Annotated in this window: 18 protein-coding genes; 11 read left to right on the top strand and 7 right to left on the bottom strand. The window is 35.3% G+C overall.

Annotated elements, in window-relative coordinates:
• Positions 1-4 precede the first annotated feature (4 nt).
• Both RM542_RS05670 and metK read right to left on the bottom strand, forming a co-directional pair.
• On the bottom strand, positions 5-1936 hold the full coding sequence (locus RM542_RS05670) for a CocE/NonD family hydrolase (RefSeq protein ID WP_311384743.1): 1932 nt from the start codon (positions 1934-1936) through the stop codon (positions 5-7).
• A 144-nt stretch (positions 1937-2080) separates the two neighbouring features.
• Positions 2081-3334 carry a methionine adenosyltransferase gene (metK, locus tag RM542_RS05665; protein WP_311384742.1) on the bottom strand — a complete coding sequence of 418 codons (1254 nt, stop codon included), beginning with the start codon at positions 3332-3334 and terminating at the stop codon, positions 2081-2083.
• A gap of 260 nt (positions 3335-3594) precedes the next feature.
• On the opposite strand from metK, the gene RM542_RS05660 reads away from it, so the two are divergent.
• Positions 3595-4209 (top strand): deoxynucleoside kinase, encoded by a 615-nt coding sequence (locus RM542_RS05660; protein ID WP_311384741.1) that lies wholly within the window; start codon positions 3595-3597, stop codon positions 4207-4209.
• Positions 4210-4357: 148 nt separating this feature from the next.
• On the top strand, positions 4358-5062 hold the full coding sequence (locus RM542_RS05655) for an energy transducer TonB (protein ID WP_311384740.1): 705 nt from the start codon (positions 4358-4360) through the stop codon (positions 5060-5062).
• A gap of 78 nt (positions 5063-5140) precedes the next feature.
• On the opposite strand, the gene RM542_RS05650 is transcribed toward RM542_RS05655, so the two are convergent.
• From RM542_RS05650 to RM542_RS05635, 4 genes are all read right to left on the bottom strand, one after another.
• Positions 5141-7525, bottom strand: a complete 2385-nt coding sequence (locus tag RM542_RS05650; protein ID WP_311384739.1) for a sodium-translocating pyrophosphatase — start codon at positions 7523-7525, stop codon at positions 5141-5143.
• 124 nt (positions 7526-7649) lie between these two features.
• The gene (locus RM542_RS05645; RefSeq protein WP_311384738.1) at positions 7650-8180 is read right to left on the bottom strand and encodes an inorganic diphosphatase; all 531 of its coding nucleotides are present in this window, start codon (positions 8178-8180) and stop codon (positions 7650-7652) included.
• Positions 8181-8250: 70 nt separating this feature from the next.
• Positions 8251-10746, bottom strand: coding sequence for a DUF5686 family protein (locus tag RM542_RS05640; RefSeq protein ID WP_311384737.1), 2496 nt, complete (start codon positions 10744-10746; stop codon positions 8251-8253).
• A 155-nt stretch (positions 10747-10901) separates the two neighbouring features.
• Complete coding sequence (locus RM542_RS05635; protein ID WP_311384736.1) at positions 10902-11882, bottom strand: pyruvate dehydrogenase complex E1 component subunit beta; 981 nt, start codon at positions 11880-11882, stop codon at positions 10902-10904.
• Between the two features lie 170 nt (positions 11883-12052).
• Here RM542_RS05635 and RM542_RS05630 point away from each other — a divergent pair, with 170 nt between their 5' ends.
• The 6 genes from RM542_RS05630 to RM542_RS05605 all read left to right on the top strand — a co-directional run bounded on the left by RM542_RS05630 (position 12053) and on the right by RM542_RS05605 (position 17756).
• Positions 12053-12799, top strand: a complete 747-nt coding sequence (locus RM542_RS05630) for an electron transfer flavoprotein subunit beta/FixA family protein (protein WP_311384735.1) — start codon at positions 12053-12055, stop codon at positions 12797-12799.
• 4 nt (positions 12800-12803) lie between these two features.
• Entirely contained in the window at positions 12804-13772 is a 969-nt protein-coding gene (locus RM542_RS05625; RefSeq protein WP_311384734.1) for an electron transfer flavoprotein subunit alpha/FixB family protein, read from the top strand.
• A gap of 91 nt (positions 13773-13863) precedes the next feature.
• The gene (locus RM542_RS05620) at positions 13864-14493 is read left to right on the top strand and encodes a bifunctional nuclease domain-containing protein (protein WP_311384733.1); all 630 of its coding nucleotides are present in this window, start codon (positions 13864-13866) and stop codon (positions 14491-14493) included.
• A gap of 13 nt (positions 14494-14506) precedes the next feature.
• Positions 14507-15958, top strand: coding sequence for a nucleoside transporter C-terminal domain-containing protein (locus tag RM542_RS05615; RefSeq protein WP_311384732.1), 1452 nt, complete (start codon positions 14507-14509; stop codon positions 15956-15958).
• 151 nt (positions 15959-16109) lie between these two features.
• Positions 16110-16934, top strand: a complete 825-nt coding sequence (locus RM542_RS05610; protein WP_311384898.1) for a thymidylate synthase — start codon at positions 16110-16112, stop codon at positions 16932-16934.
• A 9-nt stretch (positions 16935-16943) separates the two neighbouring features.
• Positions 16944-17756: an energy transducer TonB gene (locus RM542_RS05605; RefSeq protein WP_311384731.1), complete on the top strand. Its 813-nt coding sequence runs from the start codon at positions 16944-16946 to the stop codon at positions 17754-17756.
• A 70-nt stretch (positions 17757-17826) separates the two neighbouring features.
• On the opposite strand, the gene RM542_RS05600 is transcribed toward RM542_RS05605, so the two are convergent.
• Positions 17827-20241, bottom strand: coding sequence for a hypothetical protein (locus RM542_RS05600; RefSeq protein ID WP_311384730.1), 2415 nt, complete (start codon positions 20239-20241; stop codon positions 17827-17829).
• A 225-nt stretch (positions 20242-20466) separates the two neighbouring features.
• Between RM542_RS05600 and RM542_RS05595 the strand changes: the two genes are divergently transcribed.
• The 3 genes from RM542_RS05595 to egtB all read left to right on the top strand — a co-directional run bounded on the left by RM542_RS05595 (position 20467) and on the right by egtB (position 23885).
• A complete protein-coding gene (locus RM542_RS05595) occupies positions 20467-21171 on the top strand; it encodes a response regulator transcription factor (protein ID WP_311384729.1) in 705 nt (234 codons plus the stop codon).
• Positions 21168-22661: a HAMP domain-containing sensor histidine kinase gene (locus RM542_RS05590; RefSeq protein WP_311384728.1), complete on the top strand. Its 1494-nt coding sequence runs from the start codon at positions 21168-21170 to the stop codon at positions 22659-22661. The genes RM542_RS05595 and RM542_RS05590 overlap by 4 nt, the downstream gene beginning before the upstream one ends.
• A 63-nt stretch (positions 22662-22724) precedes the next feature.
• Entirely contained in the window at positions 22725-23885 is a 1161-nt protein-coding gene (egtB, locus tag RM542_RS05585) for an ergothioneine biosynthesis protein EgtB (protein ID WP_311384727.1), read from the top strand.
• The last annotated feature ends 4 nt before the right edge of the window (positions 23886-23889 follow it).

Below are 23889 nucleotides of genomic sequence, written 5' to 3'. Positions count from 1 at the left end.
TGTTTTATCTCAATATTGAAAATTCTAAACTAGAATCAGTAAACACCGTATGGGTCTGTGTTTTAAAATCTTCCTCATCCGCTTTAAAAATATTCTCAACATAAGTTTGAGGATTTAAATCAATAAGCGGAAACCAAGTGCTCTGCACTTGAACTTGAAGTCGATGCCCTTTTTTAAACGTATGAAATACATCTTGTAATTTGATATTTACATCAGTCTTTTTATTGGGTGTAAATGGTTCAGGCTTAGAAAAACTATTTCTAAAACGACCTCTTAAAACCTCACTCCGAACCATTAAATGATAGTTACTCATTTTCAAATGATCTTGCATTTCTTCATTGGTTTCTGTATCTGTAGGATGAACATCAATAACCTTAACAATCCAATCAGCTGCGTCACCTGTAGTAGCAACCTTAAGTTTTGCCAAAATATCACCAGCTAGGGTTAAATCATCTTCTAAAACATCAGTCTCAAAAACCAATACATCAGAACGGCGTGCAGCAAAACGCTGATCATCGGTCATGTATTTTCTTGGTGTAAATACCGATTTTATATCTTCAGAATAAGGCACCGGCTTTTTGACATTACTAACAAATTGAATACCTGTGCTGGCTTGTTGCTCTGCAGATAATACTTGATTTTCAGATAAAAACATTGCTAGTTTTTCCACCCCTTTTGGTGGCCATGAATCATATTCTTTCCATTCTTTTCTTCCAGAGTCAAACACATACGCCTCAGGTAATCCACTATTTGCATCCCCTTTTCCTTTTAAGAAATGATTAAAAAACTTCGTTTCAATATTATCTTGAAAAAAAGTGGAAATAGAATCACCAAAATAATAGTTACCTACTAAATTACGTTCGCTTCTTCTTGCCCAACGCCCGTGATCCCAAGGTCCAAAAACCATCGTATTATAACCCTCTCCATTCTTTTCAATATTCTTATACGTTTCTAAAGGACCATACAAATCTTCAGCATCAAACCAACCGCCAACAATCATGGTGGCGACATGTGATTTTGATTTATCTAAGTGTTGAATCAATCCTTTACTTTGCCATAATTCATCATAATTCGGATGTTCTTTCAACTCATTCCAGAAATAATCATCTGTCAATTCATTTGGTGCCAACGATGGTTGGTCCTTTAAGCCGTATTCAAAATAAGAGTTCAAGTTTTTCAGTGGTCCTTTATCTAGAAAAAATTGGTATTGATCTTCGGTTTTTAATTCAGGTAAAGTATACCAAGCTGTGTCAATAGGTTGGTCGCCATTAGGTCTAGGCGTTCCAAATAAAGAGGTCGCCCTAAAATAACTTAATAAGTAAGCACCATTATGATGAAAATCATCAAAAAAGAAATCACCAATACATGCCTGAGGTGAAGAGGCTTTTAAAGCTGGATGTGCATCTATTGTTGCATAGGTAGCATACATACCTGGATATGAAATTCCCCATACGCCAACATTGCCATTATTACCTTCTATATTGTTTATTAACCAATCAATGGTATCATAAGTATCAGTGCTCTCATCTACTTGAGTACTATCTGTTTTATTAGGGATATAGGCACGCATATTCTCGTAATGCCCTTCACTTAACCATCGGCCACGAACATCTTGATAGACGATAATATTACCTTCTTTCATCAGGTTAACATTCGGACCTATTTGTCTTCTATATTGCATTTCTCCATATGGCCTAGAACTATATGGCGTACGCTGCATAAGAATTGGATATTCTTTTGAGGCGTCTTTAGGGGAGTATATGGTCGTATGAAGTGTTGCACCATCTCGCATTTCAATATCAACCTCTTGCTTGTCATAGTTATTGGCAACATAATTCTCCTCAATTTCTACCACGCCTTCTTTGGTGGTTTTCTTGCACGAGACAATAAATAGCGCTAACAAGACTAAAATGACAGGTTTAAATATGAACTTCATAATGATTGATTTGATTTCATAAAGCTACAAAGGAATATGAGGCAACCCAAATAAAAAAGAGGGCATTATAAAGCCCTCCTTTTTATATTTATTATCCGTTTTTAATTTGTGGAATCAGAAGAACAATATAGCCAACTTTAAATTCTAAATACCGAAACTAGCTTTTACTTCGCTCACCTTGTCTAATTTTTCCCATGTAAAAAGCTCAACCTCTTTTTCGATTCTACCGTTATATGGTGATTCAAAAACCTTAGTGACGATTTCAGGATTTTTACCCATATGACCATAAGCAGCAGTTTCCAAATAAATAGGATTTCGCAGTTTTAGTCTTTCTTCAATAGCAAAGGGACGCATATCAAAAAGTTGAGCTACTTTTTCTGCAATTTGACCATCCGTTAAATCTACTTGTGCTGTGCCATAAGTATCAACGAAAATCGAAGTGGGTTCTACAACCCCAATGGCATAACTAACTTGAACCAATATTTCATGAGCTACTCCAGCAGCTATTAAATTTTTAGCAGCATGTCGAGCTGCATAGGCAGCACTTCGGTCTACTTTACTTGGGTCTTTACCACTAAAAGCTCCTCCTCCATGAGCACCTTTTCCACCATAGGTATCCACTATAATCTTTCTTCCTGTTAATCCAGTATCACCATGCGGGCCCCCGATAACAAACTTTCCCGTAGGGTTAATATGATATTGAATTTTATCATCAAAAAGTTCTTGAACATGAGTTGGGAATTGCTCCACCACTTGAGGAATCAAAATAGAAATAATATCAGTTTTGATTTTCTTAAGCATTTTTTCATCATTATCAAAATCATCATGTTGTGTTGAGACAACAATAGTATCAATCCTTTGTGGTACATTATCATCAGAATACTCGATAGTTACCTGAGCTTTCGCATCTGGTCTTAGGTATGGAATTTCAGATGAAGCTTTGCGTAAATCTGCTAAAACCTGAAGAATTTTATGAGAGATATCTAGTGCCAAAGGCATATAGTTTTCTGTCTCTTTAGTTGCGTAACCAAACATCATTCCTTGATCACCTGCACCTTGTTCCTCTTTTGTAGCTCTATCAACCCCTTGGTTAATATCTTGTGACTGTTCATGTATTAAAGAAATAACACCACATGAATCTCCACTAAACTGGTATTCTCCTTTGGTATACCCGATCTTATTAATCACCTCACGCGCTATGGTTTGTAAATCTAAATACGTATTACTCTTGACCTCACCAGCTAGCACTACTTGACCTGTTGTAACAAGCGTTTCACAGGCGACCTTACTTTCTGGATCAAAAGCCAAAAAATTATCTAAAAGCGCATCACTAATTTGGTCTGAAACTTTATCTGGATGTCCTTCACTTACAGACTCCGATGTAAATAAATAAGCCATTAACTATCATATTATAAGAAGATTTGACGGAAAGGCTTAAAGAAGTTTACACTGCTTTTTAGCATTTTTTAAAGAGGTTGCAATCAGTCAAATCCGTCCTCATTATTGAAAGGCAAAAATACATATTTGATATCGAAATTAAAATTTTCAAATCAAAATAAAACCTTGATGTATTTCAACATATATTTTTCTTGTAACTGGATATACTTCGTATATTGCAGACCCCCGTTTTTAAACTAAATAGCCAAAAACACCAAACCATGCACATTGCAGTTGCCGGAAATATTGGAGCAGGAAAAACAACCTTAACCACTTTATTGTCAAAACATTACAAATGGGAGGCCCATTTTGAAGATGTTGTTGACAATCCATATCTCGACGACTTTTATACACAAATGGAGCGTTGGAGCTTTAACCTACAGATTTACTTTTTAAATAGTCGTTACCGACAAATTCTAAATATCAGAGAAGGTGGTAAAAAGGTAATACAAGATCGAACCATTTATGAGGACGCTCATATTTTTGCGCCTAACCTTCATGCAATGGGTCTGATGACCAATAGAGATTTTGAGAATTACAAGAGTCTATTTGAACTGATGGAAAGCTTGGTACAACCACCAGATCTGCTAATTTATTTACGTAGCTCGATTCCTAATTTGGTTGATCAAATACATAAACGTGGACGTGAGTATGAAAACAGTATTTCAATTGATTATTTAAGTCGTTTGAACGAACGTTACGAGGCTTGGGTAAATACTTATGAAAAAGGAAAACTACTAGTAATTGATGTTGACGATTTAAACTTTGTAGATAATCCTGAAGATTTAGGTGAAGTAATCAACAAGATTGATGCTGAAATTCACGGGTTGTTTTAAACCAACTAATGAATAAACATCATCCTGGTTTCAAGATTTGTTGTTTTTAAAATATATTCCCTCATTCAAAACGTCTATTCCCTCATTCTAGTTTTTTAAAGCATTAGCGATACGCTACTTTCATTGTATAACTACAAAAATTAATACGATGGAAGCTAAAAAGAAAGAACATCTTAAATTAGAAAAACAAAGTGGCCTATACTTGGCAATTGGCATGGCCTTAATTCTTGGGCTTGTTTATACCGCTTTAGAATGGAAGACATTTGATAAAGAAATAGGAATGTATGGTCCCGATTTAATATTACCTGACGAGCTGGAACCTGAAATTCCACCACACCTATTAATTACACCACCGCCACCGCCAAAAATTCAAGTACCAGAGGTTATTGAAATTGTGGCTGATGACCCCACAATTATTGAAACTATTATAACTGCCGTTGAACCTGATTATACAACTGAAGTTCCTACAGTTGATCAAATTGCTTTTGAAGAAGTCGAAACCATACCTGAGGTTACTTGGGTTACCATTGAAGAAGTTCCAGTTTTCCCTGGCTGTGAAAGCTCGGATAATAAAAGGGCTTGTTTTCAAGAACAAATGCAAAAACACATTCGTAAAAACTTCAAGTACCCAGAAAATGCCATTGATATGGGTTTACAGGGAAAAGTTTACTTACAATTCACTGTTCAAAAAGATGGTACTATTGGAGGGTTAAAGATGCGAGGTCCTCATCAAATTTTAGAAAGTGAAGCAGCAAGAATCATTTCAAAACTTCCAAAAATGAAGCCTGGAAAACAAAGAGATCAAGCTGTCAAAGTCCCGTTTAGTATTCCGATAACTTTTAAGTTGCAGTAAAAAAAAAACCTGCAAAGCTAACTTTGCAGGTTTTGGTTGGTTGGAGACCTTCCGATTAATCGGAAGGTCTAGCCAAACTTATTCTATCGTAATAGACTTATTATAAGCCTCTACTTGAGTTTTTACCTCTTCTTTAGTAGCTCCAGTAAATTCTTTTACTGTTTCTGTTACCACTTCTCCATTAGAAGTAGCAGTTGAAGTAACAACAGCTTTGAAAGAACCATCTTCAACATTGCTCATTTCAACACGAATTTGTTGTTCCATTTGTTTTTCAACAACCTCTGTAGCAACTTTTTCTTGATTATAAGCCATCATGCTATCTGCGCTAATTGCGATACTTGGTGCAATTACTAAAGCTACAACCGACATTAATTTCAATAAGATGTTTAACGAAGGACCTGAAGTATCTTTAAATGGATCACCTACAGTATCACCAACAACAGCGGCTTTGTGGGCATCAGAACCTTTTTTACCGTCACTTTCGATAGTTTTCTTTGCATTATCCCACGCACCACCAGCGTTAGACTGAAAGATTGCCATTAATACACCACAAGTAGTAACACCTGCCAATAGACCACCTAACATTTCTGCACCACCAATAAATCCAACAGCTACAGGCACAGCGATTGCTAATAAACCTGGTAATACCATTTCTTTAATAGAAGCTTTGGTTGAAATATCAACACACTTATCATATTCCGCTAAACCATCAGCAGCATCAAAAGTTGCTCTTTGTTCTGGTGTAGCTCTAGACATATCTGAATCAACATCTCTCATAACTTCCAACGCAGCCTTTAATTCAGGAATATCTCTAAATTGACGACGAACTTCTTCAATCATTGCCATTGCAGCTCTACCAACCGCGTTCATAGAAAGGGCAGAGAAAACGAATGGTAACATACCTCCTACTAGCAAACCAGCCATAACAGTTGGTTTTGAAACATCAATAGCAGTAACATTGGCAGTTTGCATGAAAGCAGCAAATAATGCTAACGCCGTTAAGGCTGCTGAAGCAATTGCAAAACCTTTACCAATCGCAGCTGTAGTATTACCAACAGCATCTAATTTATCAGTACGTTCTCTTACTTCTGGTTCTAATTCTGCCATTTCAGCAATACCACCAGCATTATCAGAAATAGGCCCGTAAGCATCAACGGCTAGTTGGATACCAGTGTTTGCTAACATTCCCACCGCAGCAATTGCAATACCATAAAGACCAGCAAAATGATGAGAAACTAAAATTGCAGCAGCAATTAGAATAATAGGAAACATAGTAGACATCATACCTACGCCTAAACCAGCAATAATGTTTGTTGCAGCTCCTGTTTCAGACTGACGTACAATTGAAGTTACTGGTTTTGTACCTGTACCTGTATAATATTCTGTTACTTTACCTACGGCAAGACCAGCAACTAAACCAGCAAGTACTGCCCAGAAAACACCCATTGCTCCGTATGTTTCACCACCGAATGTCCAGCTTTCTGGTAACATGTTTGTGATGATAAAATAAGAAGCAATTAACATTAAGAAAGCAGACCCAAATTCACCAATATTTAAAGCGGTTTGTGGGTTACCACCATCTTTAACTTTTACAAAAAAGGTACCTATTATGGACATAATGATTCCTATAGCAGCAAGCACCAATGGAAGGTAAACTGCACTTAAACCATCAAAACCATCAGCTTTAAATACGTCCATTCCAACAAACGCAGCGCCAAGAACCATAGTACCTATTATAGACCCAACATAAGATTCAAAAAGGTCAGCTCCCATACCAGCAACATCACCTACGTTGTCACCAACGTTATCTGCAATTGTTGCAGGGTTCAAAGGGTGATCTTCAGGAATACCAGCTTCTACTTTACCAACTAGGTCAGCACCAACATCAGCAGCTTTGGTATAAATACCACCACCAACACGAGCAAATAATGCAATTGAAGATGCTCCAAGAGAGAAACCAGATAGTACATTCAATACTTCACCAAGCTCCCAACCTTGTCCACTATATATCATAAAAAGTCCGCTAAGGCCTAAAACACCAAGACCTACAACACCAAGACCCATTACAGCACCACCCGCAAAAGCAACTTCTAATGCTTTACCTAGTGAAGTTCTAGCAGCATTGGTTGTTCGAACATTCGCTTTAGTTGCAACTTTCATTCCGATGAAGCCAGCTAAAGCTGAACAAATAGCACCCACAATAAATGATACAGCGACCATTCCATTAGACCCTTCTTCACTTGTTCCTTTAAAGAATAATAGAATTGCCACAGCAACAACGAAGATGCTCAATATCTTGTATTCGGCTTTTAAGAAAGACATTGCACCATCAGCAATATTTTTGGCGATTCTTGCCATTTTAGCGTCACCAATTTCTTGCTTTGACACCCATCCGCTTTTAATAAAAACGTACAATAGGGCCAAAACTCCGAAGGCAGGTAAAAACTTTACGATTAATTCCATAGTTGTTAGTTAATTATGAGTTTTTTAAGAAATTTTTAATGCCAGCAAATGTAGTAAAATAGCCACTAATAAAAAAAGCATCCCGAAAATTGCGGAATGCTTAAAATCAAATACAAAGAATTGATTAAATCATAAATGTGCGCTTTAGTTTATGCTCACTTTCATCGTAGCGTTTTACGCACTCATGATAAATTTCAATTGCCTCTTTGGCATCGCCCCAACCACCAGTATCGACCTTTTTTTCTTCTAAATCTTTATAGACTTTAAAAAAATGCTCAATCTCTTTAATACGATGAGGGTTTATATCATTTATATCATCCTTTTTATTCCAAACTGGATCATTTACAGGTACACAGATAATTTTTTCATCTGGGCCTTTTTCATCGGTCATATGAAAAACCCCGATTGGTTTTACCTCCATCACTACCATTGGATATGTCGGTTCTGTGGTCATTACCAAAACATCAAGTGGATCATGGTCTAACGCCAAAGTTTCTGGAACAAAACCATAGTCACCAGGATACATCATTGATGAAAACAATGTTCTATCAAAACGAATTTTATTTAAGGTAAAATCGTATTCATATTTATTTCTACTTCCTTTTGGTATCTCTATTAAAACATCAAAAGTTACTTCTTCTTTTTTCTTTGACATTACAACTATTTATAGTTCTTAATTGGGTATAAACGGCTAAAATACCCCTTAATTGCTCACGATATATTAACTAAAAATTAAATCCGAATGTTCCGGTCACGCCAAATGCTCGAGCATCGGGATTTTCTAAATAATTTCCTCTAAAATTAAAATCAATTCTAAAGATTTTAAAAATATTCCCTATTCCTAGTGAATACTCCCAGTAGACTTCATCACTTGGTGCTAACAACGGAATGTTTGTGGGTGCACTCAAAGCAATATTCTCATCAGAAATTGTACCCCAGGCACCTCGTAATCCTACTATTTCACGAAGATTGAGTTTTCTCAAAAAAGGAATTCTCGAGAAAAGACGCCCATTAAAATTATGTTCTAAATGCAAAGTAGCATAGGTATCAGTTACAAACTCATAAAAGTCGAGGTTTGGAAAAGTGTTATACAGTGAAAACAAAGTTTGATTACCAGGTACCACACTCAATAGACCCAATGGAACTTCACCGAAAGTTTTACCTAACTCCACTGTACTAGTCAAACGGCCAAAACCTCCTAATTGCCATGGCTGCGTATATGAAAACTGTAATCTTTGATAATCAAAATCACTTTCTAAAAACTCACTCAACCCAACGGTGTAATTCAATAAAAGCGTACTGTAATTCTCATTAACATCATACCGTTCCACACCATATCCAATAGTTTTTTTACCTGGTGTGTAAATTATGGTGGTATTAATATCAAATTGCTTTATTTCTGAAGATATACCGGTAGGTGAATCTTCATCTATGTAATCTAAACTAAAGTCTTCTGGTAGGGCTGAGCTTAAAGTTCTGAAAGAACTACCTAAAGAGAATCTGAAGTTTTTTACAGGCTCCATTTCAAGATTAATAACCCCTAAATTAATACTGGTCAACCTATTGTTATTACCCACGGAGACTAGCGCTGACGATGCTATACTTCTGCCAAGCACATCATTCGTGCTCGTTAGGCTTATTCCAAGTTGCTCAACATCCCGCCTATGGCCACCAGATAAAATCAGCCTACTCTTTCTGTCTAACATAAACTTGCCAGAAAGTCCATGTTTGAACTTTTTGTCGGTAAAGCCGTATGCCGTGTAAGCTTCAATTCTCCATCGATCATTCTGACTAAAAAATGTTCTTGCGCCAGCTCTCACTCTTATTCCTTCGGCATCATTAAAACCAAATGTGCTGTACAGGTCTCCAATATCAAGATTCCACTTGTCAATTTCAACATAACCCGAGGCCAAAATACTGGCTACGTTATAAAAAGTATTAAACTTTGGAACTGTTTTTAAAGTATCTAACAACTTGAAAATCCCAGCTTCATCTTCATTTAAACTTTCTAAACGGGCGTTCTTCCAAAAGATACTATCGCGTTGAAAAACATGGGTGTCATATGGGTCGGAGACTGATTTATAGAAAGATTCTGGATGCTTTACGTTAAAATTATAATTGTCATAAACCGTAGTTCGTTTACCATATACACCTTTTGATTTCTCTTTTTTAGAGAAGGCAAAATCACTTAACATATAATCCCGCTTGAGTAAGAATACAGAATCACTTACCACATCAAAATCTTGTTCAATATAAATCTCTTTTACCCAATTAATGTTGGCACTTTTGGTAACCTCCATATTGATTTTTTTAATGGCAAAAGTGGTGTCATTGACCCAAAAATCTCCTTTAAAGGTAAGTTCATTTTTTCTACGTGGATAGTAAATGATATTGTAACACCATTTGTTATCAATATAAGTACTATCTGATAAAACGTAATTATAGGTATCAACTCCTGTTTTTGATAAAGGACTTGTAAAACTCTTATCAAAGAATTTTAAATAGTTGTTATATATATCATAATCAGTGTATAAATCTTCAACAAAAGCAGTAATAGCTTGATTGCCACCAAAACCCGAGTTTTTATTTCCCAGAACCTCTTCTTTCTCCAGTTCAAATTCATTATTACCATAAATTTTTGAAGAAACTTCATTTAAAAAGATTGGGAGATAAGTTTTACCAGTTATTCTAGAAGTATCCAAATCATTAAAAACAAATTCCATCCCTTTAAAAACCTTACTTTTTATTAAAGCACTATCGATAGTATTTAAATCAAACTCAATTTTCTCATACTTATCGTAGTCATAGCTTTTAAACTTTCGAACGCCGTTTTCCCTTTTTTTAGCCCATATTTTTTTAAGAATGTCTATCGCTGGATTATTCTTCTTAGATTGCTTACCGGTGTAAACAATAACCTCATCTAATTGTTCCGTAGATTCAACCATGATAATTTTCATATCATAATTTACTTTTTTATCCAGTACAATCTCTTGAGTATCATACCCTATAAAAGAGACTATTAAAGTATCATAAGTACTATCAGTCTCTAGGTAAAATCGCCCATTATCATTGGTAATTGTTCCTTCTGATGAATTCTTAAAAACAATATTCGCAAAAGCTACTGGGGCATCATATTCATCAAGAATAATACCACTCACTTTTGATTGCGAATGAACAATAACAACTACTAAAAGAAAAAGGGTTAATAGGAACTTCTTCATGTTTTGATATGTCGTATTAAAATGAAAATCTTAAAAGTTTTCAATTCAATGTGGTCAATTTGATTTTAAAAGTAATTTTCTATCAAAAACTATTCCTTAAAAAAAAGCCTTGCCGATTTTAATCGACAAGGCTAATATAACTTACAATTTGCTATTTAGTCCTTATATAACACTTTCTTAACGCCCTTTACGACATCGCTACTATTAGGCAACCATTCAGCTAAAAGAACTGGTGAATAAGGTGCAGGAGTATCTGCCGTATTTATTTTTACCACTGGAGCATCCAAATAATCAAATGCTTTGTCTTGAACATGATAAATAATTTCGGTAGAAACATTACCAAAAGGCCATGCTTCTTCTAAGATTACCAATCTATTTGTCTTTTTAACTGAATTAACAATAGAATCAATATCCATTGGTCTAACAGTTCTTAAATCGATTATTTCACAACTAATCCCTTCTTTTTCCAATTCATCAGCAGCTTTATAGGCTTCTTTAATAATCTTCCCAAAAGAAACAATAGTTACATCTTTTCCTTCACGTTTAATATCGGCAACACCTAAAGGGATGGTATAATCACCCTCAGGCACATCTCCTTTATCACCATACATTTGTTCAGATTCCATAAAAATTACTGGGTCATTATCACGTATAGAGGCCTTTAATAAGCCCTTTGCATCAGCTGGGTTTGAAGGCACTACTACTTTTAAACCAGGGCAATTAGCATACCAGCTTTCAAAAGCCTGCGAATGTGTTGCTGCCAGTTGACCTGCAGAAGCCGTTGGGCCTCTAAATACTATTGGACATGGTAACTGCCCGCCAGACATTTGTCTAATTTTGGCGGCATTATTGATAATTTGATCAATACCAACCAAGGCAAAGTTAAAAGTCATAAACTCTATAATTGGTCTATTACCTAACATGGCCGATCCAACGCCAACTCCAGCAAAACCAAGCTCAGAAATTGGGGTGTCAATAACACGTTCAGCACCAAACTCATCTAACATGCCTTTTGATGCCTTATAAGCACCATTGTACTCAGCTACTTCCTCACCCATTAAATAAATGGAATCATCAGTTCTCATCTCTTCTGACATTGCCTCACATATAGCCTGTCTAAATTGTAGTGTCTTCATATTCTATTGAAGTGTAATTGGGTTTTGAAATTTAAAACGCAAGCAAAAATAGCAAATAATAAAGGAATCATTACAGCTAAAAAATCAAAAAAAGAACAAAATTTTACTATGCATGCATAGTAAATTTGAGAATTTATAGCTATCTTTACGCTCCAAAATTAAAACAACAAATGAAGATTTTAGTTTGTATTAGTAATGTCCCTGACACGACTTCAAAAATTAACTTTACTGAAGGCGATACGCAATTTGACACCAATGGTGTTCAATTCGTTATTAACCCAAATGACGAATTTGGATTAACCAGAGCGATGTGGTTTAAAGAAAAACAGCAAGCAGTAGTTCATGTAGCCACTGTTGGTGGTGCTCAAACTGAACCTACAATTAGAAAAGCGCTAGCGATTGGAGCTGATGAAGCCATTCGAATTAACGCTGAACCTAAAGATGGTTTTTTTGTAGCGAGACAACTTGCTGAAGTTGTAAAGAATGGTGGATATGATTTAGTTATTGCTGGAAGAGAATCTATTGATTATAACGGTGGCATGGTACCAGGTATCTTAGCGACTTTATTAGATATGAACTTTGTCAATACTTGCATTTCATTAGAAGTAGACGGTAGTTCAGCTAAAGCAACTAGAGAAATTGACGGAGGAAAAGAAACTATTGAAACTTCACTACCCCTAGTCATTGGTGGCCAAAAAGGTTTGGTAGAAGAAAGTGATTTACGCATACCAAACATGCGCGGTATCATGATGTCTCGTAAAAAGGTTCTAAATGTAATTGATCCTGTCGATGCTCCTTCACCAACACAAGATATTAAGTTTGAAAAACCAGCCGCTAAAGGACCAGTAAAACTAGTTGATGCTGGTAATATTGTTGAGTTGATTGAGTTATTACATAATGAAGCTAAAGTAATCTAAAGATATGTCAGTACTAGTTTATACAGAATCAGAAAAAGGTAATTTTAAAAAGAATGCTCAAGAAGCAGTTTCTTTTGCATTTGAAATTGCCCAACAAATGGGAGAGACAGTAACTGCAATTTCAATCAATGCAGATAACAATGGTAGCCTAGGCCTTTACGGAGCAAGCAAAGTACTAGAAGTTAAAGACGATTCACTTACAACTTTCAATGCGAAGGCTTACGCATCTGCTATTGCTCAAGCAGCGGCAGCAGAGGGAGCTAAAGTTGTCATTTTGAGTTCTAGTGCGGATAGTAAATTTTTAGGTGGAATTTTAGCTGCAAAACTAAATGCAGGTTATGTTCCAAATGTGGTGGCAGCCCCTGAAAGTACTGCACCATTTGTGGTTAAGAGAACTGCTTTTAGTAACAAGGGTTTTGCACATACCGAAATTATTGCAGAAACAAAAATTATTGGAGTCTCAAATAACGCCTTCGGAATTGTTGAGAATGAAACCTCTGCCACAGTGGAGGCATTTGCTGCAAATATTAATGAAAATGATTTTGGCGCGAAATCAATAGAAATTGATAAAGTTGTCGGTAAAGCAACGATTGCAGACGCTGATATCGTTGTTTCAGCCGGTAGAGGATTAAAAGGGCCAGAAAACTGGGGAATGGTTGAAGAATTAGCAGATATATTAGGCGCTGCAACAGCTTGTTCAAAACCAGTTTCAGATTTAGGCTGGAGACCTCATGGTGAGCATGTTGGCCAAACCGGAAAACCTGTGGCGAGTAATCTTTACATTGCTATTGGAATATCTGGAGCTATTCAGCATCTGGCTGGCGTTAGCTCTTCAAAAACTAAGGTTGTAATAAATAATGATGCCGAAGCTCCCTTCTTTAAAGCAGCGGACTATGGTATCGTTGGCGACGCCTTTGAAGTGGTTCCAGAACTCATTGAAAAATTAAAAGAATTTAAAGCACAGAACGCTTAAATTTTGTTAATTTGCTTCTTTGAAGCGGCTGTTCAAATAATTGTCATTGCCACTTATTTGAACAGCTTTTTTATGTTATAGCAGGATATTTATGAGTTTAGTTCGATTAAAAATTAAGGGGATTTCATACAGCCAAACACAAAATGGCGCTTATGCCCTAATTTTGAATGAAGTAGAAGGTGACCGCAAACTCCCAATAGTTATTGGTGCTTTTGAAGCTCAGTCGATAGCGATTGCATTGGAAAAGGAAATAAGACCACCGCGGCCTTTAACTCACGATTTATTTAAAAACTTTGCTGATAGATATGATATTGTTGTCAAACAAGTTATTATTCATAAACTAGTAGATGGCGTGTTTTACTCCAGTGTTATTTGTGAGCGAGATAAAGTTGAAGAAATTATTGATGCCCGAACTAGTGATGCAATTGCATTAGCACTTCGTTTTGATGCACCAATATTTACGTATAAAACTATCTTAGATAAGGCAGGTATTTTCTTAAAATTTTCTTCAAAGGAAAGTGAAGATGAAGATAGTAGTGATAGTATTGTAGTAGATGAAATTTTGCAGGAAGGTGAAACAGTTGCCATAGAATCAGGAGCTGGTGATGGATATCGTGAAATGAATATTGATGAACTTCATAAAGAGTTAGATAAGGCTGTAGCGAATGAAGATTACGAAAAAGCCGCTAAGCTTAGAGATGAGATATCCAAAAGAAATTAATTCCCAACTTTTTATGAAATCTGCTAAGATTTGGATTTTTCTTATTATTTGTTTGTTATCAATTCAAGTTTCAGCGCAAACTGCTCCACCAAGTGAAGAATTACAAACACTTGTGGAAACTTTTGTTACTAATCAAACATCTTCAAAATTAGTACCTAATCAGGGTTTTACCTTATCCACGTTAGGTCGTGGTGCCTTAGGTATGGCGGTTCTTATTCTGATAGCATTTTTATTTAGTTCAAATAGAAAAGCAATCAACTGGAAAACTGTTGGTATTGGTTTAGGAATTCAAGTCATTATCGCAATTGGTGTTCTGAAAATCCCTTTTGTACAATCAATTTTCGAGGCCATTGGTCAAGTATTTGTCAATATACTAGATTTTACTAGAGCAGGAAGTCAATTTTTATTTGAAGGGTTAGTGGTGGATATGGATACCTTCGGTTACATATTTGCTTTTCAAGTGCTCCCTACAATTATTTTCTTTTCAGCATTAACTTCTGTCTTGTTTTATTTAGGTGTAATTCAAAAGGTTGTTAAATGGCTGGCCTGGTTGTTAACTAAATCTTTAGGTATCTCCGGAGCAGAAAGTTTATCTATAGCAGGTAATATATTTTTAGGTCAAACAGAAGCTCCTTTATTAATTAAAGCCTATTTAGAAAAGATGAATAAGTCAGAGATCTTATTAGTCATGATTGGTGGTATGGCAACAGTTGCTGGGGCCGTACTCGCAGCTTATATAGGTTTTTTAGGTGGTGATGACCCTGTATTAAGATTAGTATTTGCGAAACATTTGTTGGCTGCATCTGTAATGGCAGCCCCTGGTGCAATAATTATCTCGAAAATTCTTTACCCGCAAACAGAACCTATTAATACTGATGTCAAAGTATCACAAGAACGTATTGGGGCCAATCTTTTGGATGCCATCGCTAATGGAACAACAGAGGGACTTAAACTGGCTGTCAATGTAGGTGCCATGTTACTTGTATTTGTAGCTTTTATTGCAATGATAAATGGCATTTTAGGTGGTATTGGTGATTGGACTTCCTTGAATTCTTGGATTGCTGCAAATTCTCCTTATGACAAATTTTCATTGGAAGCTATTCTAGGAACAGTTTTCGCGCCCCTAATGTGGCTCATTGGAGTGGCTAACGAAGATGTAATGCTTATGGGTCAATTACTCGGTATAAAATTGGCTGCTAGTGAATTCATAGGTTATATTCAACTTGCCGAATTAAAAAACATGGCAAGCTCCGCTCATTTCACTTATAACAAATCAGTTATAATGGCAACTTATATGCTTTGTGGTTTTGCAAATTTTGCTTCCATCGGAATTCAAATTGGGGGTATAGGATCGCTCGCACCAGGTCAGCGTAAAACGCTTTCGGCATTTGGAATGAAAGCTGTATTGGGTGGTTCTTTAGCTTCTTTGCTTTCCGCGACCATTGCTGGGATGATTTTAGGGTAAAGATTTATCCAAAAAGGAAAGGTTACTTCTTAAAATTGGTTGATAACTGGTTTATAACCAAACCTGTTTTTTATATTCAATTACTACGATTACTTTTATTTTAGCAGATAATTTAAGTATCTCTCTAAATAGAGAGATGGAAGAGGGCCTTATGAAACAATATCACGATTTACTTCAACATGTTTTAGAAAACGGAAACCAAAAAGGAGACCGAACAGGTACGGGCACTAAGAGTGTTTTTGGCTACCAAATGAGATTTAATTTATCTGAAGGCTTTCCGATGGTAACTACCAAAAAACTACATTTAAAATCAATAATATATGAATTGCTTTGGTTTTTAAAAGGTGATACAAATATTGATTATCTAAAAGAAAACGGTGTACGTATCTGGAATGAATGGGCCGATGAAAATGGGGATTTAGGACCGGTTTATGGACATCAATGGCGCAATTGGAATAGCGAAGAAATTGACCAAATAGAAGATGTTATACAAACTTTAAAGAACAACCCTAATAGCAGAAGAATGTTAGTTTCTGCATGGAACCCAAGTGTATTACCTGATACTTCAGTTTCTTTTGCAGAAAATGTAGCTAATGGTAAGGCTGCATTGCCACCATGCCATGCTTTCTTTCAATTTTATGTCTCAGATGGTAAATTGAGCTGTCAATTATACCAACGAAGCGCAGACATCTTCTTAGGTGTACCCTTTAATATTGCATCTTATGCCTTATTTACCATGATGATGGCTCAAGTTTGCGGTTATGAGGCCGGGGATTTTGTGCATACTTTTGGTGATGCTCACATTTATAACAACCATATGGAGCAAGTTGAACTTCAATTATCTCGAGAACCAAGACCGTTGCCGAAAATGGTATTAAATCAAGAGGTTAAAGATATTTTGGACTTTACTTTTGATGATTTCACCCTTATGGATTATAATCCACATCCGCATATCAAGGGCGTTGTGGCAATTTAAAAATCTCAAATGAAATATTTTATTTTAATAAGTGTTTTTTTTATCACAATACTGTCTCAAAGTCAAGAAGTACAATACTTTCCTCAGGAAATTATTGTTTTATCACAATGTTCCAATGCTGTCAATAAATCTGATTGTTTTTATTCTTTTTTAGAAAAAAGAGTTAATGATTTTATTGAGAAAAATAAGAAGGTTTTGAATTATGCTAAAAAAGACACTTTAAAAACTGGAGGTAGATTAATTCTGGATGCTGAAGGAAAAATTGTGAATGAGAAAAGTTATTTTTCAATTAGCGGAAAGAACATTGATAAAAAAATTGCTAGAAGATTCAAAAACTTATTGCAAAATTTAGAGATAAAAGAAATTCAAAATAGAAAAGTGGCCCCTGTTAATTCTTATCATCTTTTGAATTTCAATTATGTCGTTAAAACACAAGAAAAAACTTATAATTATAGACTAATTCAGAATAGTGAAAAATACAAAGGTGGGATAATTGAAGAAATACCTAGGTTTCCTGGTTGTGATAACTTAAACGAATCAGAAGCTAGACAATGTTTCCAAAAAAAAATACAAAATCATATTAGAAGGAATTTTAATTATCCAAAAGAAGCCCAAAGACGTAATCTAAGTGGTCGTGTCTCAGTAATATTTATTGTTTCTGAAAAAGGTGAAATTACCAAAATAAGAACAAGAGGGCCTCATAAAATTTTAGAAGAAGATGTAGTAAGAATAATTAAGTTACTTCCTAACATGTCTCCAGGTAAAGCAAATGGAGTTCCAGTTAGTTATCCATACGCTATTCCTATAACTTATAAATTATAAGTAAAGCCCAAACTAAAGTTTGGGCTTTTAAAGTAACATAAAAAAAACACTGGTATTCTAATTCTCTTTTTCAATGTTCATGTCGTGTAACAGTTAAGAAATTAGAAAGGTCAAAATCGCCTTCTAAATCGGCTGCATTCTTTCCGGTTTCTAAACCTTGAAGGCCATCTTCGTACGTTAAGTGCCAGATATAACAAACACCTACCCCAGCAGCATCAAAATCCACTCCTTCTACAGCAGCTATTGTTGGAGGAAGGCCTAAAATATTGCCTGCATCATCGGTTATTACATAAGTTTGATTACTTCCTGTTAGTTCCATATCATTTAAAACAACACCACTAACCATATCGGGAATACCATCAATCATAAAGTCATATGGACCACCAGACAACGTACCTGCATTTAAAGCCGCTCTCCTATTAACAACAATAAAATTTGAAAGACCAAAATTACCTGTTAAGCTTTCCAAATTATTACCAGCTTCTAAACCATTAAGACCAGCAGAATAAGTTAGGTGATAGATATAACAAGAACCAACACCTGCACCATCAAAATCAACTCCTTTTACGGCATCTAAGGTTGGAGGAATACCCAAAATATTTTTAGAATCATCAGTGATAACATAAGTCTGCATATCACCATTTAATTCAGAATCGTCTAATACAATATTCATTACCATATCAGGTATGCCATCTACTACAAAATTATAAGGTCCACCGGCTAATGTTCCTGCATTCAATCCGTTTCTATTGACCATTATAAAGTTGGACAAATCAAATTCACCCGTTAGACCTGAAAGATTATTACCAGCCTCAAGGCCAATTACATCCGTGGAATATGTTAGATGATAAATGTAACATGACCCTTCGCCAGCTCCATCAAAATCAACTCCCATAACGTCTTCAAGAGTTGGAGGAATACCTAAAATATTTCTAGAGTCATCTGTGATAACATACGTCTGCTTATCTCCATTTAATTCAGAAGAGTCCAGGGATATGTTACTTACCATGTCAGGTATTCCATCGACTACAAAATTATAAGGCCCACCGACTAAACTACCCGCATTTAAAGGATTTCTGTTTACAACGATAAAATTTGAAAGACCAAAACTACCAGTTAACCCTTCTAGGTTGCCTCCAGCTTCTAAACCATTAAGATCAGTAGAATATGTTAGATGATAAATGTAACATGACCCAGCACCAGCTCCATCAAAATCGACCCCTTTAACAGCATCTAATGTTGGAGGGATTCCTAAAATATTTTTAGAGTCATCTGTGATTACATAAGTTTGTTTATCACCACTTAGTTCAGTATCATCCAATGAAATATTCATGACCATATCTGGTATTCCATCTACTACAAATTCATATGGACCACCTACTAAAGTACCTGCATTTAGTGCATTTCTATTAACAACAACAAAGTTAGAAAGCCCAAAACTACCTGTCAACCCTTCTAAATTCGCACCGGTTTCAAGTCCTTCTAAACCAGTAGAATATGTAAGATGATAGATATAACAAGAACCAACACCAGCTCCATCAAAATCTACTCCTTTTACTGCATCCAACGTTGAAGGAATTCCTAAAATATTTTTAGCATCATCTGTGATAACATAAGTCTGCATGTCACCATTCAGTGCTGTATCATCTAAAGCTATCTCACTAACCATATCTGGAATACCGTCAACCACAAACTCGTATGGACCACCTGACAATACTCCCGCATTCAAGGCATCTCTATTAACCATTATAAAGTTAGAGAGATTAAAATTACCCATAAGACCTTCCAAATTTTCTCCTCCTTCTAATCCATTAAGTTCACCTGAATAAGTTAAATGATAAATGTAGCACGATCCCGGACCAGCTGTATCAAAATCAACTCCTTCAACAGCTTCAAGAGTTGGTGGCAATCCTAAGATATTTTTAGCATCATCGGTGATTACGTAAGTCTGTGTCTCACCATTAAGGCTCGAATCATCTAAAGTGATACCACTAACCATATCTGGCACTCCATCCACTGTAAACGAAAACGGTCCGCCTGATAGTATTCCTGCACTTAATGCATTACGATTTACAATAATAAAATTGGATAAATCAAAATCGCCAACTAAGCCATCTAAATTCTCACCAGTGGCTAATCCACTTAACCCTTCTTCATAAGTCAAATGGTAAATGTAACATGATCCAACGCCCGCACCATCAAAATCTACTCCTTCTACAGCCTCAAGAGTTGGTGGTAAGCCTAAAATATTCTTTGAATCATCGGTAATTACGTAACCTTGAATACTACCATTTAAATTAGTATCGTCTAAGGTAATTTCACTAACCATATCTGGTACACCGTCTACGGCAAATGTGAATGGGCCACCTGAAAGTGTCCCGGCATCTAAGACAACTGGTGGGCTAGTGTCATCAGTTTCTCTTTCACATCCTAAGAGTAAAATACCCAAAGAAATAATTCCTGCAATTGTTTTTAAGTTGTTCATTTTAATAGTGTTTAAAAATTTTATTCAAAGAAAGTTTGAACATGTTGCAGAAGTATCACACAAAAATCAACTTTTATTAATAATTGATTTTCAAGTACTTAACAACTATTTAAACATATAAGTGCAAGTAAAGCAGCTTCATTCCGACTTTATAAATCAAGATTTGCAGTTTTAAATTGAAAACTGTGAACTTTCCGTGAGATTTTACCCTTTATTTCGTATCGCATGAAAAATGTACTGATTATTGAAGACGACTTAGAAATCATTCATTTGTTAGAAATACATTTGAAAGATTTAGGTTGCGAAGTGACTAAAGTTACCCAAGGTGACGATGGTCTAAGAAAAGCAATTGAACTTATTCCAGATTTAATAATTCTTGATGTTATGCTACCTGAAATGGATGGTATAGAAGTATGTCAAAAAATAAGAGCAAATAACATTCAATCTCCAATAATGATGTTAACTGCGCGTTCGGAAGAGATAGACAAGGTATTGGGTCTAGAAGTTGGTGCTGATGATTATCTTACAAAACCCTTCAGTGTTCGTGAATTTATTGCGAGGGTTAAAGCCATCTTCAGAAGGCAAAAAATGTTAGTTAAAGAAGACGCGGGTACTTCCAAGAAAAAAGTAATGCATTTTGACAATTTATCTGTGGATGTTGAAATGCGAAAAGTAATACTTGATGGAATTAAAATAGAACTTTCTCCTAAAGAGTTTGAGCTACTTGTTTTTCTATCAACAAATCCTGGCAAAAGTTATGATCGCACCAAATTATTAAATCTAATATGGGGTTATGACTTTCAAGGTTATGAGCACACAGTAAACTCTCATATTAACCGCTTACGTTCCAAAATAGAGCCTGATTTGGGCAATCCAAAATTTATATTAACCACTTGGGGAGTTGGTTACAAATTCAATGAAGAATTATGAGCACAAACATACTTTCTAATCGATTGGTAAAAAAGTTGACATTTTCTTTCTTAGCAATTCTTTTATTGGCTGGTTTGGGATATACTATTTCAACAATTTACTTTTCAAACCAATATTTTTATGAGACAACGCAAAGACTACATGCTAACCTTGCTCAAGATTTAATTGATGAAAAATTCGTTGATGCGAGCCCTATTGATAGTACCGGAGCCATAAATAAAATATTATTTGGCGACATTATGCATGATATGATGGCGGTAAATCGTGCAATTGAAGTGTACTTATTGGATATGGATGGACATGTACAATATTCCGTAGTGTTAGACCATGATGCTCCGAAAACAAATCAAAAACAGATATCGTTACTTCCTATCAAAGAATTTATAGGCAATAAGGGTCAGAGTTTTATTCTTGGTGATGATCCAAAAAACACGGCATCTAAAAAGGTTTTTTCCGCTGCAAAATTCAGCAAAGGCAGTAGCGAGGGTTATATTTATATTATTCTGGCAGGGGAAGAATATCTTACAACAAGAGATAATTTATTTAGAAGCTATGCCCTAAAACTTGGTTTAGGAACCTCAATACTTACCTTGTTTTTTGCTGCCCTTCTTGGTGTTTTATCGGTTTGGTACTTGACTAAAAACCTACGAGAATTAGTTTTTGCTGCGAAACGTTTTCAACAAGGAGATCTTGAATACAGAATTAAGAATGCTGAAAAAAGTGATTTGGCCGGAGTTACAACAACGTACAATAATATGGCTAAAACCATATTAGAAGATATAGATAAAATTAAATCCGTTGAAAAATTGCGTAGAGAGCTTATTGCTAATATCTCTCATGATTTACGTACTCCTTTATCTATCATCCAAGGATATATAGAAACCCTTCAAATGAAGGACGAAGATTTATCAAAACATGAACGTTTAGATTACTTAAAAACGATTAACTCAAGCGGAGAAAGGCTTTCTAAGTTAATTGCTCAATTATTTGAATATTCAAAACTAGAAGCTAATCAGATTGAGCCACAAAAGGAACCCTTTTTAATTAGCGAACTAGCCAATGATATTCATAGAAACTATCAAGTGTTAGCTGATCAAAAAAATATTGATTTAAATCTAGAAATGGGAGCAGGCATTCCTTTAGTATTTGCTGATATCTCTTTAGTTGAAAGAGCAATACAAAATTTAATGGATAATGCATTAAAATTTACGCCTGAAAATGGTCGAGTAACCGTCATAATTACACCAAATAATAAAGATGTAGAAATTACCATTAAAGATTCTGGTCCAGGAATTAAAAAAGAAAATCAAGCCCTTATTTTTGAACGATATAGACAAACTAAAACTGCAAGAAATAAAGAGGGTGCTGGGCTTGGATTAGCTATTGTAAAAAAGATAATAGAACTACATAATGCAAGTATAAAAGTACTAAGCAGGCCTAATGAAGGAACCTCTTTTAGCTTTAGCTTACCAATTTATCAAATGGCATAAAAAATACTTCCTGAGCTCTTTAGAGCGCTGACATTTCTTTATATTTAGAGTAAAATTGATTGCATGATTGCTATTGATAATCTCCTTGACTTTTTTCTGGAAACACGACAGTATTCAGAAGCTATTTGTAAACCACTTGAAATTGAAGATTATGTTGTGCAGCCAATTGTGGATGTAAGCCCCCCTAAATGGCATTTAGGTCATACCACATGGTTTTTTGAAGAATTCATCTTAAAGGCTCATTTAAAAAACTATCAAATTTTTGATGATGATTTTTCTTTTGTATTCAACAGTTATTACGAAGCAGTTGGAAAAAGAGTAGTGAGATCCGATCGCGGTAATATGAGTAGACCCTCAGTTAAAAGAGTTTATGAATATCGTAGTTACGTAACTGCTGCAATTAAAACTTTATTTGAAATTGAACAGTCTAAAAATTTAAATGACCTGCTTGAAATTGGTATACACCACGAAAAACAACATCAAGAATTGCTATTAACAGATATCAAATATATTTTAGGTAATAATCCTTTACAACCAAAATACTCAGAGACTTTTTTAGACAACCCTATAGAGAATCATGAACAAGATTGGGTTTCTGTTAAAGAAGGTATTTACGAGATTGGCCATGATTCTGAAGGTTTTTGTTATGACAATGAATTAGGTTTTCACAAAGTCTATCTTCATGATTTTGAAATTTCTAACAAGTTAGTTACCAATGGCGAATACATAGATTTTATTAAGAATAATGGTTATAAAAAATTTGAACTTTGGCATGCCGAAGGTTGGGATTGGGTTAATCAAAATAATATAAAAACACCTATGTACTGGCATCAAATTGATGATGTATGGTATTATTATACTGCTCAGGGTCTTCAAAGAATAGCTCTAAATGCTCCTCTTTGTCATATATCTTATTTCGAAGCTTTTGCCTTTTCACAATGGAAAAACTGCAGAATACCAACTGAATTTGAATGGGAGATTGCACAGCAGTTTTTTCCATGGGGTAAACGTTGGGAATGGACAGAAAGTGCTTACTTACCCTATCCGAAATATCAAAAGGCTGATGGTGCTCTTGGAGAATACAACGGTAAATTTATGGTCAACCAAAAAGTACTTCGCGGAGGTTCAGTTGCAACGTCAAATAAACATACACGATATACCTATCGTAATTTTTTTCAACCCAATTTAAGATGGCAGTTTACCGGATTAAGGTTAGCCAAATAATCAC

This window comes from Croceitalea sp. P059 (genome assembly GCF_031846365.1).
Classification (GTDB): Bacteria; Bacteroidota; Bacteroidia; order Flavobacteriales; family Flavobacteriaceae; genus Croceitalea; species Croceitalea vernalis.
The sequence above is the reverse complement of the archived record's forward strand: the minus strand, read 5'-3'. Positions and strand labels throughout refer to the sequence as shown.